This window comes from Neoakkermansia glycaniphila, assembly GCF_900097105.1.
In the GTDB taxonomy this organism is placed as follows: Bacteria; Verrucomicrobiota; Verrucomicrobiia; order Verrucomicrobiales; family Akkermansiaceae; genus Akkermansia; species Akkermansia glycaniphila.
In genome coordinates, this window is sequence record NZ_LT629973.1 from 1,935,748 (window position 1) to 1,953,161 (window position 17,414).

Genomic DNA, 17,414 nt, shown 5'->3' on the forward strand with positions numbered 1-17,414 from the left:
TTGGCGGGTGATATGTCCGCCGTGCTCCGAGATGGAAAAGCCGGACGGCATGAAGTCGTCCGGCTGCAAGAGGGGCAGTGTGCCGCAGGATGGTGTGCGGCGTTTACGGCTGGCGTTTACGGCTGGCGTTTACGGAAGGGTACGTTGAATGTGGTGAAGGTGAGGCATCTCCAGAGCCATTCCAACGGGCCGTAGCTGAAGTGGCGCAGCCAGACGGGTGCGAGCGCCATTTGCAAGCCGAAGAAGAGGATGCCGTACACGAGGCTGAGGGCGACGCCAAGATGGGCATACATGCCGAGGCCGTAGTGGTAGAAGGCGAGGGTGCCGATGATGGATTGGCTGGTGTAGCAGGTGAGGCTCATTTTGCCGACAGGGGCAAGTCTGTTGAGGGCAGGTTGCCAGTGTTTTCCGGCATACAGCAGGATGAATCCGCTGATGAGGACGAGGGTGAAGGCTATGTTGGCGTAGGAGGTGACGATTTTTGTGGCGATGGTGGCGGATGCCTCGGAGAGGCCGAAATCGGGGATGAGGCGGTTGAATTCGAAGAGGGCGGCGAAGGCGAGCAATGAGATGACGATGATTTTCCGGCAGAGGGGAAGGTGGCGTTCGTAATGCTCGAAGAAGCGGGTTCTGCCCAGCAGCATGCCCCAGATGAAGAGGGCGACGATTTGCCATGTGCGGCCGTAGTCGATGTAGAAGAGCCATTTGGCCAGCTGGCCGGACCATGAGTTGTATTGGACGACATCGAGGAAGGAGCCTGTGGAGTAGACCTGGGCTCCGCCGATGAAGAGGTCGATCATCCGGCTTTGGGGCAGCTGGAAGGAAGGATCGGATACGGAGTGGAAGAATTGAGTGATGAAGGGGATTTGCAGCATGCAGGCGGCCGAGAGGGCGAGGAGCCATTTCGTGGGCATGCGGTAGAGGAAGAGGAGGCTGAGGCCGAGGATGGCGAAGACGGTGAGGACGTCTCCGCAGTAGAAGAGGCCGTGGATGTAGCCGAAGCCGAGGAGGATGAGGAGGCGCCAGCCGAAGCGGAGCGTGAAGTCGTTGCCTTTCTGGGCTTGACGGTCCATCTGGATGAAGAAGCTGAGGCCGAACATGAGGGAGAAGATGGCATAGGCTTTTCCGGCAAAGAGGAAGAAGACGGTTTCATAGATGTGTCCGTTCAGGGTGGCGAGCCATGACGGTTCGCCGTTCGGGTACATGTTGAAGTCGAAGTGTTCCAGTGCGTGGACGATGAAGAGGCCGAAGAGAGCGAAGCCTCGCAGGGAGTCGATGATTTGAATGCGGTTGTTGGCGGGAGACATGGTTGCAGGTTGGATGATGTGTCTATTGATACGGCCGAAGGAAGGCGAACCTTTCCACCTGTTTTGCATTGTATGATGGGGGTGGGGTGATTGCGGGAGGAATTAGCCCTCCCGGGCGGTATTGCCTCGCGGAGTGGTGCGTGTCAGGATGGTGTGCATGCGAGGAACTCAATATGATATAGAATCCATATCCGGGATGCGCTACGATTTGCTGGTTACGCTGAAGAGCGATGCCGGCATTCCTCTTGCCGTATCCGATTATGAAATTGCCGGGCATGTCCAGTGTGCGGCCTCACCGCTTGCACTGGATGTGGTGTCTGTGGATGAGGACCGTGTGCGCGTGTCCTTCGGGCCCGTGGAGCAAGGGTATTACCGCTATGATTTGTTTATACGGTACCGCGGTTGCCATGCGGAGTCGCGTCTGCTGTATGGACGCCTGACGGTAGCCGAACGTTTTGGCGACCGGGAGGAGTGTTCCCGCAACGGCGGGGATGAGCTGGAAGTCGTTGTGCAGCGAAGCGGCCAGGTGATCGAATGCAGGCTGATGCAGGTGACGATTGTTTCCGCAGCCGATTGGGCTGCGATACAGGCGTGCGCCGATCGGTCGGAAGAGTCTGCCGAAGAGGCGGAACGTGTGCTGGCTCGGGTCGGCTCGGAGACTGCCGAGGCGGTGCGAACGGTTCAGGAGGCGGCGCAACAGGCGGGTGTATCTGCTGCTGAGAAGGCGAAGGCTGCCATTGCTGCGCAGGCTGAAGAATCCGGCGATACGATTCGCCAAGTAGCCGCGGAGCAAGGTGCATCGGTGTGTCAGTCGCTTGAATCGGCTGCTGCGGTTTTGACTGACGAGTTGCGCCAAACGGAGCAAGAGTCCGTGCAGAGAATTTCCGATCATACGTCCGTGCAGTTGGTGCAGGCCGAGGATATGCTGGCGACCGTCTGCCAACAGGGAGAAGCAACTCTATCTGCGGCAGTGACGAGCGGTACGGGTACGATTCGTGCCGCAGCCGATTCCGGCAAGGTGGCGATTGACGATTATGTGGCTTCTACGCAGGCCGATCTTTCTCGGAAATCGCAGGCCAATATATGGAGCGGTGTGAATACGTTCAATGCACCCGCTGTTTTCAATGCTTCGGTCTCGGTTTCGACGGCGACCCCGCTCGGTGCCGATCCATTCACCGATACGCAACGCCTGACGGGATTGCTCGACGGTCAGCAACTCCAAGCCCTCTACGGCGGCAGGCCGCTCCCCCTCACCTATGAGACGCACGCTACCGATGCCTATTACGATGGTTCCAAGCGTGCCGGGTATGCCTTCATGTTCGGTCGCGCGTCGGCGGTGGGTGCGTGGCGCAGTGCATGGCTCACAAGCCAGCAAGTCATCTCCGGCAACATGTGGGTCAACGTCCCAACCTCCACGGGCGGCACCCGCCGCCAGACGGCCCGCACGGGCACCTATGCCGTCAACATCCTGCCTGCCTCCAGCAACACGGACAACATAACATCCCCTCCCCCCGTCGTCGTCGGGCTCAACACATTCTTCACGGGCCATGCAGCGGGCGACTCCCTGCCGCCCACCAAAAGGCCGTGGGATCCGCATATCATCCAGCAGCCGCATCACGCCAACTGGAATCAGCCCAAGGCTGTGGTATGTTGCGAGGCGCACGGCCACAAAATAGCCACCCTGCACATCTACGTCGGCTATGGCGGCAGCGTCATCGACAAGGACGTAACGCCCGCCTCCATCCGTTACAACTGCATTCCCTGCATCCGGTACAAATCCCCCATTGCCAACGTATCCACCATCACGACCATCTACATTACGGCTGATTCCAATGGGCAGGGCTACCACAACGGCACTACCCGCACCTACATTCAGACCAGCGACGGCCAGCTCGTCTCCGTCATCGGCACGCCGCTGGACCAGCGTTACAACTCCGTGGGAGTCCTCGCCCTCTCCAAGGCAGGCACGCAGGCCGCCGCCTGCATCCGCGACATCGTACACTATCCCAACATACGCCCCGCCAGCTACTACGCTAACTCCGTCCAGTACTACAACCCCGTACACCCCATCGAAACGTGGCTTGAAAGCAACACCACCCACAAAATCCAGCGGCCCGCAAAACCGCTGAAAGAAAAAATATCCATCGCCTACGCCGCCGCCGCCCCGGAAGAATACCCTTGCGACATCCTCAGCGCCAACATAAACGGGGGAGTCATGGACGCCCAGACGCAAGGCAACTACAGCTCGCAACTCCATATCTCCAAGGCCGCGCAGGATATGCAAATCACATGTCCTGCCGGATGGGTTATCGATGTGGATATCTGGTCGGAGGATTGGTGCGTGGCGGAGGGGAATACGCTGCATATTATGCAGAACGATACAGGGGTGGAGCGCTACGTTTCCGTGTGGATTTACGCGCCCAACAATACGAATACGACGGACGGTACGAATGTCGTCTGGGAATACGGTATCAATCAGATGAATAGCTAGGTATGGGCTCACAAAGCGTTTCCGTATTCATGTTTTTCCCTGCATCCGGGCAGCGGTTCCGATCCAGAAGAAATCGTAGCATTCCGGTATGATGCACCTGTATACTTACCCTCGTTTCATTTTCCATTTTTTATTTCGATGAATCCGCAACTTCAAATTACCTGTCCTTCCGGCGATCGGGATGCCGCTCTGATCGTTGCCGCAGGAATTCCGTTCCGCGACAATCTGTTTCAGCCGCGCGGCATCGCGGCCGGCGATTTGCCTCCTGATCTTCTGGAGGTATGGCACGCTTCTTTTTCCCGGCTGGGGGCTCTTGAACCCGGCGAGTGGTTCGCTACTTTCGTGGTGATGGATCCCGGCGAACGGGTGACGGTGGCCTGTGCCCCGAAATCCGTGGCTGTGAAGGAGCCGATTTTGTGCTGTACGGTATCGAGAGCGTATGAAGACGGTTCGCCGTGCGATCCTCTGTCATTCGTTTTGAGCGATGCCGCTTCCTTGCACTTTTTCGAGGTACTGACTTCTCCGGCCTTCTGGGCCGACCGGGGTATTGAGCCGATTCAACAAGGCTACCGCCATTTTCAATTCAACAATTAATATTCAATTTATCATGTCCAATCAACACGAACACGCGCTTGACATCGCCAAAGAGATGTTTTTCAAGTACGCCAAGCTCAAGGGGCTTTCCATCCAATGCTGGGATGACCTCGATTTCAAGGAACAGGCCGCATGGGTAGGCCTGGCGAATTCCGTTCTGCCCATTCTGGTGCGTCATGCGTATGACGATCTCAAGGAGTGTGCCCGCTCCGGCGGCTGGGTCCGGTGGATTCTGGCTGCCGTGAGCGCCGTGCTTGGCGCCGCCGGTACGTTGCTTTTCTCCGGCTGCAGTTCCGTGCCGTCCGGTTCGGTTCAGCAGTGGGACGATGCCCACAGGTTGCTTCACGCAGTGACAGGCACCCGGTGTACTCTGGTACAGCCCGGCCCGGTTACGCAATTTACAAAATGACCATGTGCGACAACGTTAAAACCTATTTTTCCATTCTGCGGGAGTATAAAGCCGAGATTATCATGATGATCGGGTTTGTGCTGACGGTAGGGATTTATCTGGATTTCCGCAATTTCATCGCGGATACGACGAAGATCCAGACGCAGCAGACGGAGGTTCTCCGGACGATCGAGACCCGCCTGACGAACCTCGAACACAGGCAGTCCCAGAAGGATGCTTTCAAACCGTGATTTGACATTTTCAACCAACTACATACGATTATGAATATAGCATTATCCATCGGGCACCATCCGAAGGCCCAGGGAAGCGATTCGGCCGACGGCCTGTTTACGGAGTATTCCTTCTGGAAGGAGCATTTGCCCGAACTCGCGCGAGAGCTGGAGGCGCTGGGCCACACGGCGACGGTGGTGAACCGTTCCGATGCGGGCGGGCGTACCCCATCCTATGCCGCCGCCGCGTGCAACGAGACGTGGGCCGATCTGGCGATCGAGTTTCATTTCAATGCTTCGGAGTCGAAGCATGCATCGGGCACCGAGACGTTTTACTGGTATACGTCCGCACGGGGTAAGATTGCGGCGGAGATGGTGCAGCAGGCGATGGTGGATGTGCTCCATCTGCGCGACCGAGGCATCAAGTCCGTTGCTCGCCCTGCGGAGAACGCCTATGAGTTTTTCCATCGCACGCGAATGCCTGCGATTCTGGTAGAGCCGGCTTTTGCCGGCAGCAATATGGCGGATTGCAACCGCCTTCGCGACAATATCGCTCCCCTTTGCAAGGCTTTGGCCCGGGCGCTCGATGATTTTTCCAACTGAAGCAGCCATGTGGTGGAGCAAAAAAGAGAAGAAGAGCGGTGCGGGGAGCCTTTCCGTGCAGCAGGATGCCGCGTCGAAGCTGAATGATTGGACGGTTTCCGATCTCGGCCCCCGATCTCTGGCCGCATTGAAGGAGTCGACTTCAAGCGGACATGTGGATCAGCTTGAGCAGCTGTTCCGTACGATGTGTGCGGAGTGGGATACGCTGAAGAAGGATCTGAACGATGTGTCGAAAGCCGTTGCCTCTCTTTCATGGAGTGTGGCTCCGTGGGCCGAGTCCGGGCAGGCTCCTTCGGAGGAGGCTCATGAGGCCGCCCGCATGGTGGATGCCGCCTTGTGGCATGCGCCGAGTATTGCACCGGGAGAGTGGAAGCACAATTTCCTCGAATTGGTCGAGTCGGTTGTGTATGCCATGTACCGGGGACAGACGGTGCATGAAATTTTGTGGGAATCTTGCGGAAAGCTCGTGTTCCCGGCGGCCTACGTGCCGATTCTTCCCCAGTTCTTCGGCTGGTCGATCAGCAATGGAGAGCCCGACAGACTGCTTCTGTTCCCGGACGGTATATGGGCGTCCGATTCGGCGCGGCCCTTCGATCGCAACAAGTTTATCGTGGCCATCAATAAATCGGGGATCGACCACCCTTTGTTCAATGCTTCGCTGCGTACGCTTGTTGGCTGGTTCGGTGCGAGCCGCTGGGGGTTGACGTGGCTGATGCAGTATTGCCAGGTGTTCGGTCTGCCTATTCGCCATTTCATTATCGACGATGAAGAGATTCAGCGCAAGCTGGAGGCAGAATTGTCCCGCAAGGGCGCAAGTACGACTATTTTTTCTTCGTCGGCTGCCCGTCTGGAAATCCACGATGCGATGAAGGGTTCCTCTTCGTTGCCGACGGCAACGCTGATTGAGATGGCCGACCGTGCCTGCGATAAGCTCATCCTCGGGCAAACCCTGATCAGCGATACAGGAAAGAGCGGCAGCGGGGCTTATGCCCTGGGCAAGGTGCATCAGGGCATTCGTCTGGAAATCATCACGCATGCCGCCCAGTTCGTGGCGAATGTGCTGAATGCACAGCTTGTGCCGGCGATTGTGGAGCTCAATATGGGCCGCGTATCGTCTCCCTTGCCGGAGATCGTTTTCTCGGTGCCGAATTCCGATATCGACAAGGATAAGCTGGATTTCTACGACGGGATGATCAACCGCCTCGGCATGCGGCTCTCGGAACAGCGAGTGTACGATGCCTTCGGACAACCCATGCCGCAGGAGGGAGAACGGGTTTTCGAACCTCTTCGTTGATATCGTTTCCGTTCGTATGGCGGAATACGGGGGTGCAAATCGGCGTGTGTACGGTTTGCACCCGGATTTTTATGGACGCATGAGATTCATGAAGATAGGTTTAGTGGATGGATATCGGATTTTGAATCCGTTATGCGTGCGTAAAAGATGGAATAACAGCCTCTGCTGAGACTTCCGGAAATTTCATTATGGGCAAAATGTACATTTTCTATTTCAAAAAATAAAAAAAACTTTTAGCGACAATATATTATTCTTTGAAATTGACAACGGATTCAAAATCTGTATGATGCCTGCATATGAGAATCACATTCTTCTCTCTTGCTTGTGTGGCTTCCATGGTTTCCGCGACGGCTTTAGCCGGAACAGTCCAAATATTTTCGCCGCTTGCGACGATAACTGCACGGACTTACGATGCGGGAGGCCGCCTCTGTAATACGAATCTGACGGGCAGCGATGTATCCGGCTGGCTTTCCGGGCAGGCTGATGGATGGTATACCACGACCGGGAATAACGATATACGATGGGGATATGCCAGCATTGATGCAACAGCGCAAAGCCTTTCCCTGCCGAACATGAACGGCACGGCAGGCGTATGCGCCGGGCAGAAGTTGACCGTCAACGGGCTGGATGCCTATACGGATATGACGTTCAGCTTTACCCTGACGCCTCCGGCCAGCACGGGTTCTTCCTATACATGGTCCCTTTGGTACGAGACGACGACGGGTTCGACCGTCCAGCTTGCCAAGGAATCGAAAGGTTCTTTCACGACTCCCTGGAATGTTTCCTATACTGTCGAAGGGACGCAATATGCCGAGATGGCTCAGAACGGTAACGGGAAAATGTATGTCGTGCTCGGAAGCACGGGCGGCCCGAACGGCCCTACGGCTACTATTACCGATCTTTCCCTGATGGCGACGGAAGCCGTCGTGCCGGAACCGGCGGCGGCGACTCTCGGTCTGCTGGGCTTTGCCTCCCTGCTGATGCGCCGCAGGCGTTCCTGAGGCCAGTGCGGCAAAGGATCTTGTTTTCTTTTGCAGATGATGCTTTGCAAGCGACGGTATGCTTCGGGCTGCCGTCGCTTTTCTTATTCCGGATTCAGGGCGGCGGGTTCCCACTGGTCGGCGGTACCGCGGTTTTTGACGTAGCTCGTTTCGGCAGGCAAGCCCTGTATTTCGTAGGATAGGGCTCGGCCCGTTTCATCGAAGAAGATGGAGATGCGGGTTTTGCCTCCCTTCGCCATTTTCATGTCGTAGGTGCGGATGACGGCGTTTTTGGTCGTGCTGCCCAGAATGGAACATCCGGGAAGTTTGGCAAGAATTTCGTGGACGGCGGCTTCGCTCTGGTAGAGAGGCAGGTTTTCCAGAGGTTCCGGCACGAGCTGTTCGAAGGTTTGCCGCTCGTGCAGGTAGTTGGAGAGTACGATGCCGATGGCCAAAATGCCCGTGAGAGCCAAATATCCCCACAGGGAAATGCGTCCCATGGTTTTCAGCCATTGGCGCAGCTTCTCCTTGCCATGCAGGTGGGAAAGGGGGATTTTGTGCATCAGCAATCATGATAGCATGGCTGCCTGTTACTGTCGATGATATAATGCGGCCTTCGCCCATGCTGACGCAATGCATGCATGACGTTGCCGGGCACGGTACCCGGATTGAAAGTTTGACATTTTTTCGATTTGATGTACGTATATCATTCATGCATATTTGTTGTCTTCTTTTTTGTTTGTTGATCGGCCTGCCGTCCCTGGCGGCGCAACCGAGTTCCTTCAGCTCTTCCCGAGGGGCCAAGGACCGGCAACCGAATATCATTCTGATTTATGCGGACGATCTCGGGATGGGATGCCTCGGCTGCTACGGGCAGGAGGTGCTGAAGACGCCCCATATCGATCGTCTGGCGAATCAGGGTATGCTGTTTACCCGCGTTTACAGCAGTCCGTACTGTTGTCCGGCACGGGCGAGCCTGCTGATGGGGGTGCACGATAGCCATTCACGCTCCTATACGCAGACTCCCGGAGGTATGGAGATCGAGATGGACAGGAAGGGTGTTGCGCTGTCCATGCTGGATGAGAATGTGGAAGCCGCCCGCGCCATCAAACCGGGAGCGAACGAGGTTTTCCTGCCGGAGTTGATGAAGAAAGCGGGGTATGTGACAGGACAGTTCGGCAAGCTGGATTGGGGTTTCATGGCGAGTCCGTCGGAATTGAAGCGGCACGGCTGGGATGAATATGTGGGGTATATGGATCATGTGCGTGCGCACGGTTTCTATCCTCCCTATCTTTGGAAGAATGGAAAACCTTTGATTCTGGAGGGCAATACGTTGGCCGATGCGGGCAAGACGCAGGAGCGCTATACGCCGGAGACGACGAAGAAGCGGCGCGGCAACCGTGCGGGCAAGGCGGTCTACGCTCCGGACGTGCTGCTGGAGGAGACGCTGGATTTCATGCAGCGGCACCGGACGCAGCCGATGTTCATTTTCTTTTCGACGAATTTGCCCCACGGCCCGGTCGATGTGCCACCGGCCTATTTGAAGAGTATGGATATGGCTGCCGTGCGGAAGGCCGGGCGTGCCGCCGGAATCCCTGAACCGGAGATCGACGCAGCGGAAGAGTATGCGGCCATGGTGCAGTATCTTGACGATCAGGTCGGCAGTATTGTCGAGAAAGTCAAGGAACTCGGATTGGAGGAGGATACGGTGATCGTTTTCGCCTCGGATAACGGCCATGAATTGTATTACCGCCAGAACAAGGCTCTGGGGCATGCGAACAATTACCATGGCGGCGTGATCGACGGTACAGGAAAGATTTACGATGTCTTTCGCGGCAACCGGGGGACGGTAGGCAAGGGCAGGTCGATGGTGGATTTCGCCAATCTGAAGTGGAGCGATCGCGAAGGAGGCCTGCGCGTGCCGATGATCGTTTGGGCGCCGGGGCGCGTGCGTGCGGGAAGCAGCAGCGATGCGCTGATTGCGAATTACGATCACATGGCAGCTTTCGCCGATCTGGCCGGGGTTCCGTTGCCGGAAGGCAAGGATGCCGTATCGTATGCTCCTTTGCTGGATGGGGGCAATCTGGCTCCGCGGCCCTATGTGGTCGTGAACAAGATGGTGGTCACACAGGACGGATGGAAGCTGATCAAAGAGAAGGGCAAGGAGCTGCTGTTCGATTTGAATGCAGATGCGGGTGAGCGCCGGGATTTGTCCGCCGAAAAGCCGGAAGCGCTGGCCCGCCTGCGTGCCGTTTTCTCGAAGGAAGTAGGCAGCCCCCGCCGGGACAAGGAATGACGGGGGCTGTGCGTGTTTTCTGGGGAAGGCTGTTTACCGGGCCGGTTGGCCGTTCCAGACGAAGACCTCGAAGGGCTCCATCTTCCATGTGACGGGGGTGTCTATGTCGATGGCTTTCCCGGTGATGCCGTCGAGCGGCCGTTGGTCGCCATAGGCATTGTCGAGCCGAAGTTTGCCGTGGACAGTGGCAGGGATGTCCATGATCTCTCTCAATGTGGCTGTGTATGATTGGGGCTCCTTGGAGGAGTTGCGCAGCGTCAGCGTGCTTTTTTCCGGAGTCCAGGCGGCCCATCCGTAGATGTTTCCCGTCTTTTTCTCGCCGTCCCAGGGGTTGCCTCCCACCCAGTGGATGTCGGCAAAGATGCCGATATTGCTCCGGTACCATCGGATGGTCCGGGCGAGTTCATCCCAGAGGATTTCATCTTTTCCGAGCGAGGTCATCAGGGCGTGGTCGATGTATAGTTCCTGAATGCCCGAACCGCAGCCGAAGGCGCAGCGCATTTCGTGTTTGATGCTTTCGATGTCGTTGGGCATGCTTTTGGGAGCCCCACGTTCGGAGAGCATAAGGCCGTGGGTCATGATGGAATTGATGGGGCAGAGCGGGGAGTTTCGAACGAAGGCATTGTAAACGACGCTGTCGCGGTAGGTGATCCATTTTTCCCGCGCGTTGCCTTCTCCGGCCTGTCCATGGTCGCCGCCTTGCCGCCAGATGGAATCTGCATACATGTACCAAAACGGCGAAGCCCATGTGCCGACCGTGCAGTTGATGAAAAGATCGGGCTTTTGCGCCCGCAGAACCTTGGTCAGTTCGAGGATGCCTTCCACATCCTCTTCGCGGCCGGGTGCCGGTTCCTTGGCGCTGGGGTTGGTGCTGATGCCGTCGAACTTGAAGTAGCGCATGTCGTAGTCCTTGACCATTTGGAGGCATCGCCCGCTGAATGCGTCGAAATATTCCTTGTTGGCAAGTTCGAAATTGTTGATTCTGTTTCCGGGGTGCTTGTCGTTCCAGTTTTTGATTCTGGCCGCCTTGGATGCGTAGTATCCTCCGACGGGGCCGAGCCATACGCCTATGCCTGCCTGCTGGCGGCGTGCCAGTTCGTCTGTTTTGCGGAAGCCGTTCGGGAATCCGCCATGGAAGTCCCACAGGCTGTTGAAGTCGTCCCAGCCGTCATCCCAGACGAAGGCGTCGAGGTTGATGCCTCTCTTCCGGTAGAATTTGTCGTGCCATGCGTTCAGTACTTCGACGGTTTGTTCTTCCGTCAAGCGTTTCATGGGGTCCATGTCGTCGTTGCGGAAGATGTTGAGTTCGTACCATGAGTTGTAATGCACGAATGCGCGGTGCGGAACGGCCCGTTCACGCTCGAAGTAGGCAAGGAAGGACCGGCGTTCCTGACCGGGGGCAAGCAACCCGATGACGGACGAGATTTCCCATTTTTGTCCCGGTTGAAGTGTTGCGCGGCGTATCCATTTACCCTCCACGGCCGTTCCTCGATCGGTTTTGCGGAATGCGTTCAGAGCTGCCGGCGTTTCCAGTGCGAAGAACGCATTTTTCCCGATGACGAGGGAACCGCGCGTGTTGCCGGGTACGGAAAGCGATTGTCCATCTGCGGACATGCAGTGCAATGCGGTGATTTCGGCGATTTCTGTCGGCTTCCCGGCGCTGATGGCAAGCTCATGCCGCAGGTAGGAGGAACCGTCTCTCAGGATGGCGCGCCACTGGATGCTCAGGTTACCGTCCGGCGATGTCATCGTGGCGGACAGCGCCTTGCCGGGGTGGCGCAGGGCTGCCTTGGCGGATTGCGGGTCGGCTGGCAGGTCGGAAAATATTGGAGTCGTCGTTTTCATTTCCGAACTGCGGATCGTACGGCCGTTTTTCAATCGCAGGGTGAAAAGGTCGTCGCTGTTCGACACGATTTTATGCTGGCCGGAGGAAACTTCCGTAAGGTGCAGGGCCCCATCGTTGAACACATACGAAGCATGCAGGGTGCTGTTGCCCAAATGGAATTCGTTTTGTGCCGCCATTGTTTCGGCTGTACCTAGCTGGCCGTCCGGATAGGTGATGCCGGAAGCCGAGAGTACGGTTGCTCCAAGAAGCGCGGAGAATATGAGGAGCGATATTTTCATATGGCGTATTTTCATCAGATTATTTATAGTATAAGCGAAAATGAGAAGTATTCTTTCATCTAATGTGATTGCGGGTTGTTTGGTTTCCTGATTTCGAGGGGAAGGGGGGGTGAAAGTGTTCCTGAATGTTCGAGAAAGGCAAGGAGCAGATGCTTTATGCTGGAAGACATGGACAGTTTTTCAACAACAGTGCTCGATGCAGATGGCGGTGCACCTTTATATGCCGTAGTGGTGGCACGAGATTTACGCGACGGTTAACGGCGCGGCGGATGTTCGGAGGATGGAGGTGGATGAATCCTGCGAGGCTTTGTTGCACGCGGATCTGGTGGGGACGCTGGCCGCGTTCCGCACAGGTGCGGCGGCTTGTTCAGGACGAACGCGTCCGGCAGGTGCGGTAGGGTATCTGGAAGGATGATCCCGCCCGCTGGATTGACCTTCTGCAATCCGGGCGACGAAATCAGTCGATGCGCACGGCGGTACCGTAGGCGCATACTTCCGTCACGCTATCGAAAATATCCGCACTCATGAACCGCATGCCAACCACGGCGTCAGCACCTATGGCGCGGGCGCGATCCGTCATACGCTGTAGGGCTTGCGCCTTCGCTTCCTCCTCGAGTCGTGTGTACTCGTCCAGCTCGCCGCCGAGAAGCGACTTCAACCCAGCGATCATGTGTTTGCCCACATGGCGCGTCTTCACGATACTGCCGGAAACGATTCCTAAGACCGCAGAGATCTCACCCTGTGGAAGCGACTCCGTGGTTGTGACGGGGAATTGCCTGCCGGGCGTGGCCGGAATGCCGGCTGGTACCGACGGAGGCCGGGGGACGGAAGGTGCATCATGCGGTACGGAGGGAGGGGCAGGCGGCGCGGGAGGCGGCGGCACCGGAGAAGAGTGCCGAGGAGCCGGTTCAAGCTCGGCGGACAGGGCTTCCCAAGTCGTCCACTCGGTCGCGCCTTCGCGGCAGACCGGCGTTTTCGCGTTGATGGTTCCCTGCTGCACAAGGGCATGGAAAAGCGGAAGCGTATAGGGGCCCATTTGGCGGGCACCATCATAGTAGTAGTAGGTTTGCATGTGCCGTGACACTAAATGGCCGCAGCATTTGAGTCAAGCGAAAACGCGGCAGTTGTTCTTGAAATGTGCGTATCTTCAGACGTGCTACTCGCCGGATGACTGGACCTTTCACGGCCTGACGTGCTGCGCCTGCTCTCGAATCCAGTCGATGGCGAATAATAGAAAGACGAGGATGGAAGGTTTTTTCCATGGAGCCGGAACCGGATGACCGTTGTTATGGAGAGGGCGATGGCAACGGAAAGGTGATGGCGAGTTCGATGTTTGCGGGTGTGTTGCTGGGATGGGTGTTGGTAGGGTGGCCTGTTGCCGTGCTGCCGTGGTTGTGGCTGTGGTGGTGAAGGGGGCATGCCCGGTTTGCGGCTTTACGCGGGGGAGGTTTGAGGTTAAGGTAGCATTGTCGGCTGTTGGGCCGAGTGTCGATATGGATGCGATGGAGCGTTTTTTTGTGTTTTTGACGGCGGAGCGCCAGGCTTCTCCTCATACGACGGCTTCGTACAGGCGGAGTCTGGAGGCGTTCCGGGGGTGGATGGGCGATCGGTTCGAGGGTTGGCATGCTTGCAGCGCGGATGTGTTTCGCGAGTGGCTTTTTGTGTTGTTGAAGGAGGAGCTGGCGGCTTCGTCGATTCGTCAGCGGTTTGCCGCACTGAGGTGTTTTTACGGGTTTTTGATGAAGCGGGAGGGTTTGGGCGTGAATCCTTTGGCTGAGGTGGCCTTGCCGAAGGCGGGCAAGCCGCTGCCTGTGTTTTTGAATGTGGAGCAGATGCTGGGGTTGCTGGAGGTGCCGTTCAAGGTGAAGCTTGATAAGAGGATGCCGGTTTGGCTGCCGTTTCGCGATGCGGCTATTCTGGAGCTTTTTTATTCCTGCGGTTTGCGGTTGAGCGAGCTGGCTGCACTCGATGCGGGGGCGTTCCGAGGGGATGTGGAGTGTTTGCGTATCAAGGGGAAGGGGCGGAAGGTGCGGCTGGTGCCGGTGGGGCGTGCGGCGGTGAAGGCGGTGCGGGAGTATGTGGAGATGGCGGGTTTGCCGGAGGATGGGCCGCTGTTTATTTCGAGGCTGCGGAGGAGGATGACGGGGAGGAGTATCGAGCAGATGCTGGATAAGTATTTGAGGTTTTCGGATGTGCCTTTTCATATTTCTCCTCATAAGCTGCGGCATTCGTTCGCGACTCATTTGCTGGAGGCGGGGGCGGATTTGCGGGCGGTGCAGGAGTTGCTCGGGCATGCGTCTCTTTCGACGACTCAGGTGTATATGCATGTGACGCGGGCCCGGCTGAAGGAGGTGTATGAGGCAGCGCATCCCCGGGCTTGAAGTGGTGGGAGGAGGTCGGACCGGAGCAGGGCGGAGGGTTCCGCGTGTTTCCTCGGCAGGTCGGGTCAATTGTGCGTGACGTTGGCGTTTTTTTATGGTAGAGTTCCGCAGAGGTTATCATGTTTACGACTGATTTTTTAGTGATCGGCAGTGGTGTTGCCGGTTTGAGTTTTGCTTTGCGTGCAGCGGAGTATGGGAATGTGACGGTTTTGACGAAGGGGGAGGCGCTGGATTCGAGTTCGGCGAAGGCGCAGGGCGGGATTGCGGCGGTGATGTCCGCCGAGGATTCTTTCGAGTCGCATGTGGCGGATACGCTGGATGCCGGCGCTGGGCTTTGCGTAGAGCAGGCGGTGCGGACGATTGTGGAGGAGGCTCCGGCGGCGATTGACGAGTTGCTGCACTGGGGGGTGGATTTCGATGCGGATGCGGAGGAGCCGGCCGGGTTCGAGCTGGGCCGCGAGGGGGGGCATTCGCAGCGGCGCATTCTGCATGCGAAGGATACGACGGGGCTGGAGATCAGTTCGAAGCTGCTTCAGGCTGTGCGGGATAATCCACGGATTACGCTGCTGGAAGGTCATGTGGCGATCGATTTGATTACGACGGCGAAGTTGGGGCTGGTGACGGAGGATCGGGTGCTGGGGGCGTATGTGCTGGTGAAGGGGACGGGGAAGGTGGAGATTTTCCGCAGTGATCGCGTGCTGCTGGCGACGGGGGGCGCGGGCCGCGTGTATTTGTTTACGACGAATCCGGATACGGCGACGGGGGACGGTGTGGCGATGGCCTGGCGCGCCGGGGCGACGATTTCCAATATGGAGTTTGTCCAGTTTCATCCGACGTGTTTTTACAATAAGCGGGCGGATGATCGCGCGGGTCAGACGTTTCTGATTTCCGAGGCGGTGCGTGGCGAGGGCGGTGTGCTGATCGGTGCGGATGGGAAGGAGTTCATGCACAAGTATGATCGCCGGGGTTCTCTGGCTCCGCGCGACATTGTGGCGCGAGCGATCGATTCGGAGATCAAGAGGACGGGGAATCCGTGCGTGTATGTGGATATTACGCACAAGCCCGCCGGATATATGGCGGAGCGGTTTCCGCTGATCGACGAGACGTGCCGTTCCTACGGGATCGATCCTTCGACGCAGCCGATTCCGGTGGTGCCGGCGGCGCATTACCAGTGCGGTGGTGTGGCGACGGATACGAATGGGCAGTCGTCGATGCGCGGGCTTTTCGCCGCCGGAGAGGTGGGCTGTACGGGGCTGCACGGGGCGAATCGCCTTGCTTCGAATTCCCTGCTGGAGTGCGTGGTGATTGCGCGCCGTGCGTTGCGTACGATGTTGGTGAAGCTTCCTTTGGCGCATCCGGCGGAGTCGTATCCCATTCCCGAGTGGCATAGCGGGGAGGCGGTGCCTCCCGATGATTTGGCGATTATTTACCATAATTGGGATGAGATTCGCCGTCTGATGTGGGATTATGTGTCGATCGTGCGGTCGAATCACCGTTTGCAGCGTGCGGCAACTCGCCTGCGGATTCTGAGCCGCGAGGTGAAGGAGTTTTACTGGGGGTATTGCGTGACTCCCGAGATTCTTGAGTTGCGCAATCTGGTGACGGTTGCGGAGCTGATTGTGGATTGCGCGATCCGGCGCAATGAGAGCAGGGGGCTGCATTATACGATGGATGCCCCGGAACGGGGGCCGAGTGCCGTTCCGACGACGATTCACCGCTGGTAGTTTTGATGGTATGGTTCGCACGGTTGCCGCTGTTCTGTTGTTGTGGATGGTTCCCGGGAGCGGGGGCGCTGCGGTGCAGTCCGGTGGCGGCGTGTCGATCAGGGGCGGCTCTTCCGGCTCTGTGGAGGTGAGCGGCGAGAAGGAGGTTCCGGCTCCGGCCCAAGGAGGGAGGCTTGCTCCGCCGAATGCTCCAGTTAAGTTTGCGGCGGGAGGCAGGAAGGGGGAAGAGATGCGTTATGCGGATCCGAAGACGACGAAGTTTCCTGCGAAGGTGGGGGTGTATCCCTGGCATTTCGATGTGACGGCGACGGTGTTCTGGATCGGGGAGGCTCCGACGGCGCGTAATAAGACGCCGAATCACAAAAGTTCGTGGGATCAGCTGTGGCAGGCGAATTACGGCGGCTTCGACCATCCGGATACGGAGTTCCGGACGGAGGATTTTTGTCCGAAGGGGTTTGTGCCGCGGTTGAATCCGTTTTATGTGGCGTTGCCGTATAACGATTGTGTGGGTTCTTCCGCTCATAAGCCGGAGGCGGAGCGGGTGATTCCCTGGTTCAAGCGTGATTTCGAGAGGGCCGGTCGTTCGGTGTGCAAGGGGGTGTGGGTGCAGATTTTCTATGAAGGGAGGTATTGTTTCGCCCAGTGGGAGGATTGCGGGCCGTTTACGACGGATGATTGGGAGTATGTGTTCGGATCGAAGCCGCCGAAGAATGCGAATAATAATGCGGCAGGGATCGATATTTCTCCGGCCGTGCGGGATTTTCTGGGGATTCCTTCGGGTTCAGCACGCGTGCATTGGCGGTTTGTGGATTTTCATCTTGTGAAGGAAGGGCCGTGGGCGAAGTACGGGTTGAATAATCCGTTCGTGAATAAGGAGCTGAAGCATGCGCGGCTGAAGGATGCCAGGAGAGGAAAGGGAGGGCGTGTGGCTCCGAAGGCGGTGCCGGCGCCGATGGATCGGAAGGATTGGTCTCCGTATCGTGTTCGGTGATTTTTTCGTTT

The 17,414-nt window shown here is 57.5% G+C and carries 15 protein-coding genes; 11 read left to right on the top strand and 4 right to left on the bottom strand.

From position 1 onward, the window contains the following. Positions 1-116: 116 nt before the first annotated feature. Positions 117-1,307, bottom strand: coding sequence for a DUF418 domain-containing protein (locus tag PYTT_RS08065; RefSeq protein WP_067774510.1), 1,191 nt, complete (start codon positions 1,305-1,307; stop codon positions 117-119). A 196-nt stretch (positions 1,308-1,503) separates the two neighbouring features. Here PYTT_RS08065 and PYTT_RS08070 point away from each other — a divergent pair, with 196 nt between their 5' ends. From PYTT_RS08070 to PYTT_RS13385, 7 genes are all read left to right on the top strand, one after another. Further along, a complete protein-coding gene (locus PYTT_RS08070) occupies positions 1,504-3,798 on the top strand; it encodes a hypothetical protein (RefSeq protein ID WP_067774325.1) in 2,295 nt (764 codons plus the stop codon). A gap of 138 nt (positions 3,799-3,936) precedes the next feature. After that, positions 3,937-4,392: a hypothetical protein gene (locus PYTT_RS08075; protein WP_067774322.1), complete on the top strand. Its 456-nt coding sequence runs from the start codon at positions 3,937-3,939 to the stop codon at positions 4,390-4,392. Between the two features lie 13 nt (positions 4,393-4,405). Next, on the top strand, positions 4,406-4,801 hold the full coding sequence (locus tag PYTT_RS08080; RefSeq protein WP_067774319.1) for a hypothetical protein: 396 nt from the start codon (positions 4,406-4,408) through the stop codon (positions 4,799-4,801). A 2-nt stretch (positions 4,802-4,803) separates the two neighbouring features. Further along, complete coding sequence (locus tag PYTT_RS08085) at positions 4,804-5,031, top strand: hypothetical protein (RefSeq protein WP_071133389.1); 228 nt, start codon at positions 4,804-4,806, stop codon at positions 5,029-5,031. A gap of 30 nt (positions 5,032-5,061) precedes the next feature. Continuing rightward, positions 5,062-5,613, top strand: coding sequence for an N-acetylmuramoyl-L-alanine amidase (locus PYTT_RS08090; protein ID WP_067774313.1), 552 nt, complete (start codon positions 5,062-5,064; stop codon positions 5,611-5,613). A 7-nt stretch (positions 5,614-5,620) separates the two neighbouring features. Next, on the top strand, positions 5,621-6,907 hold the full coding sequence (locus PYTT_RS08095) for a phage portal protein family protein (protein ID WP_067774310.1): 1,287 nt from the start codon (positions 5,621-5,623) through the stop codon (positions 6,905-6,907). A 296-nt stretch (positions 6,908-7,203) separates the two neighbouring features. Then, positions 7,204-7,908, top strand: coding sequence for a hypothetical protein (locus PYTT_RS13385; protein ID WP_141675754.1), 705 nt, complete (start codon positions 7,204-7,206; stop codon positions 7,906-7,908). 83 nt (positions 7,909-7,991) lie between these two features. Here the strand turns inward: PYTT_RS13385 and PYTT_RS08105 are convergent, their stop codons facing one another. Then, positions 7,992-8,450: a hypothetical protein gene (locus PYTT_RS08105; protein WP_067774304.1), complete on the bottom strand. Its 459-nt coding sequence runs from the start codon at positions 8,448-8,450 to the stop codon at positions 7,992-7,994. A gap of 149 nt (positions 8,451-8,599) precedes the next feature. On the opposite strand from PYTT_RS08105, the gene PYTT_RS08110 reads away from it, so the two are divergent. Beyond that, positions 8,600-10,183: a sulfatase-like hydrolase/transferase gene (locus tag PYTT_RS08110; protein WP_172801790.1), complete on the top strand. Its 1,584-nt coding sequence runs from the start codon at positions 8,600-8,602 to the stop codon at positions 10,181-10,183. 33 nt (positions 10,184-10,216) lie between these two features. On the opposite strand, the gene PYTT_RS08115 is transcribed toward PYTT_RS08110, so the two are convergent. Both PYTT_RS08115 and PYTT_RS13045 read right to left on the bottom strand, forming a co-directional pair. Continuing rightward, entirely contained in the window at positions 10,217-12,307 is a 2,091-nt protein-coding gene (locus PYTT_RS08115) for an alpha-amylase family protein (RefSeq protein ID WP_141675753.1), read from the bottom strand. A gap of 457 nt (positions 12,308-12,764) precedes the next feature. After that, on the bottom strand, positions 12,765-13,379 hold the full coding sequence (locus PYTT_RS13045; protein WP_083076574.1) for a heavy metal-binding domain-containing protein: 615 nt from the start codon (positions 13,377-13,379) through the stop codon (positions 12,765-12,767). 316 nt (positions 13,380-13,695) lie between these two features. Here PYTT_RS13045 and PYTT_RS08125 point away from each other — a divergent pair, with 316 nt between their 5' ends. The 3 genes from PYTT_RS08125 to PYTT_RS08135 all read left to right on the top strand — a co-directional run bounded on the left by PYTT_RS08125 (position 13,696) and on the right by PYTT_RS08135 (position 17,403). Then, entirely contained in the window at positions 13,696-14,688 is a 993-nt protein-coding gene (locus PYTT_RS08125) for a tyrosine recombinase XerC (protein WP_281241753.1), read from the top strand. A gap of 119 nt (positions 14,689-14,807) precedes the next feature. After that, on the top strand, positions 14,808-16,412 hold the full coding sequence (gene nadB / locus PYTT_RS08130; protein ID WP_067774294.1) for an L-aspartate oxidase: 1,605 nt from the start codon (positions 14,808-14,810) through the stop codon (positions 16,410-16,412). A gap of 10 nt (positions 16,413-16,422) precedes the next feature. Further along, positions 16,423-17,403 (top strand): hypothetical protein, encoded by a 981-nt coding sequence (locus PYTT_RS08135; RefSeq protein WP_067774291.1) that lies wholly within the window; start codon positions 16,423-16,425, stop codon positions 17,401-17,403. Positions 17,404-17,414: the final 11 nt, after the last annotated feature.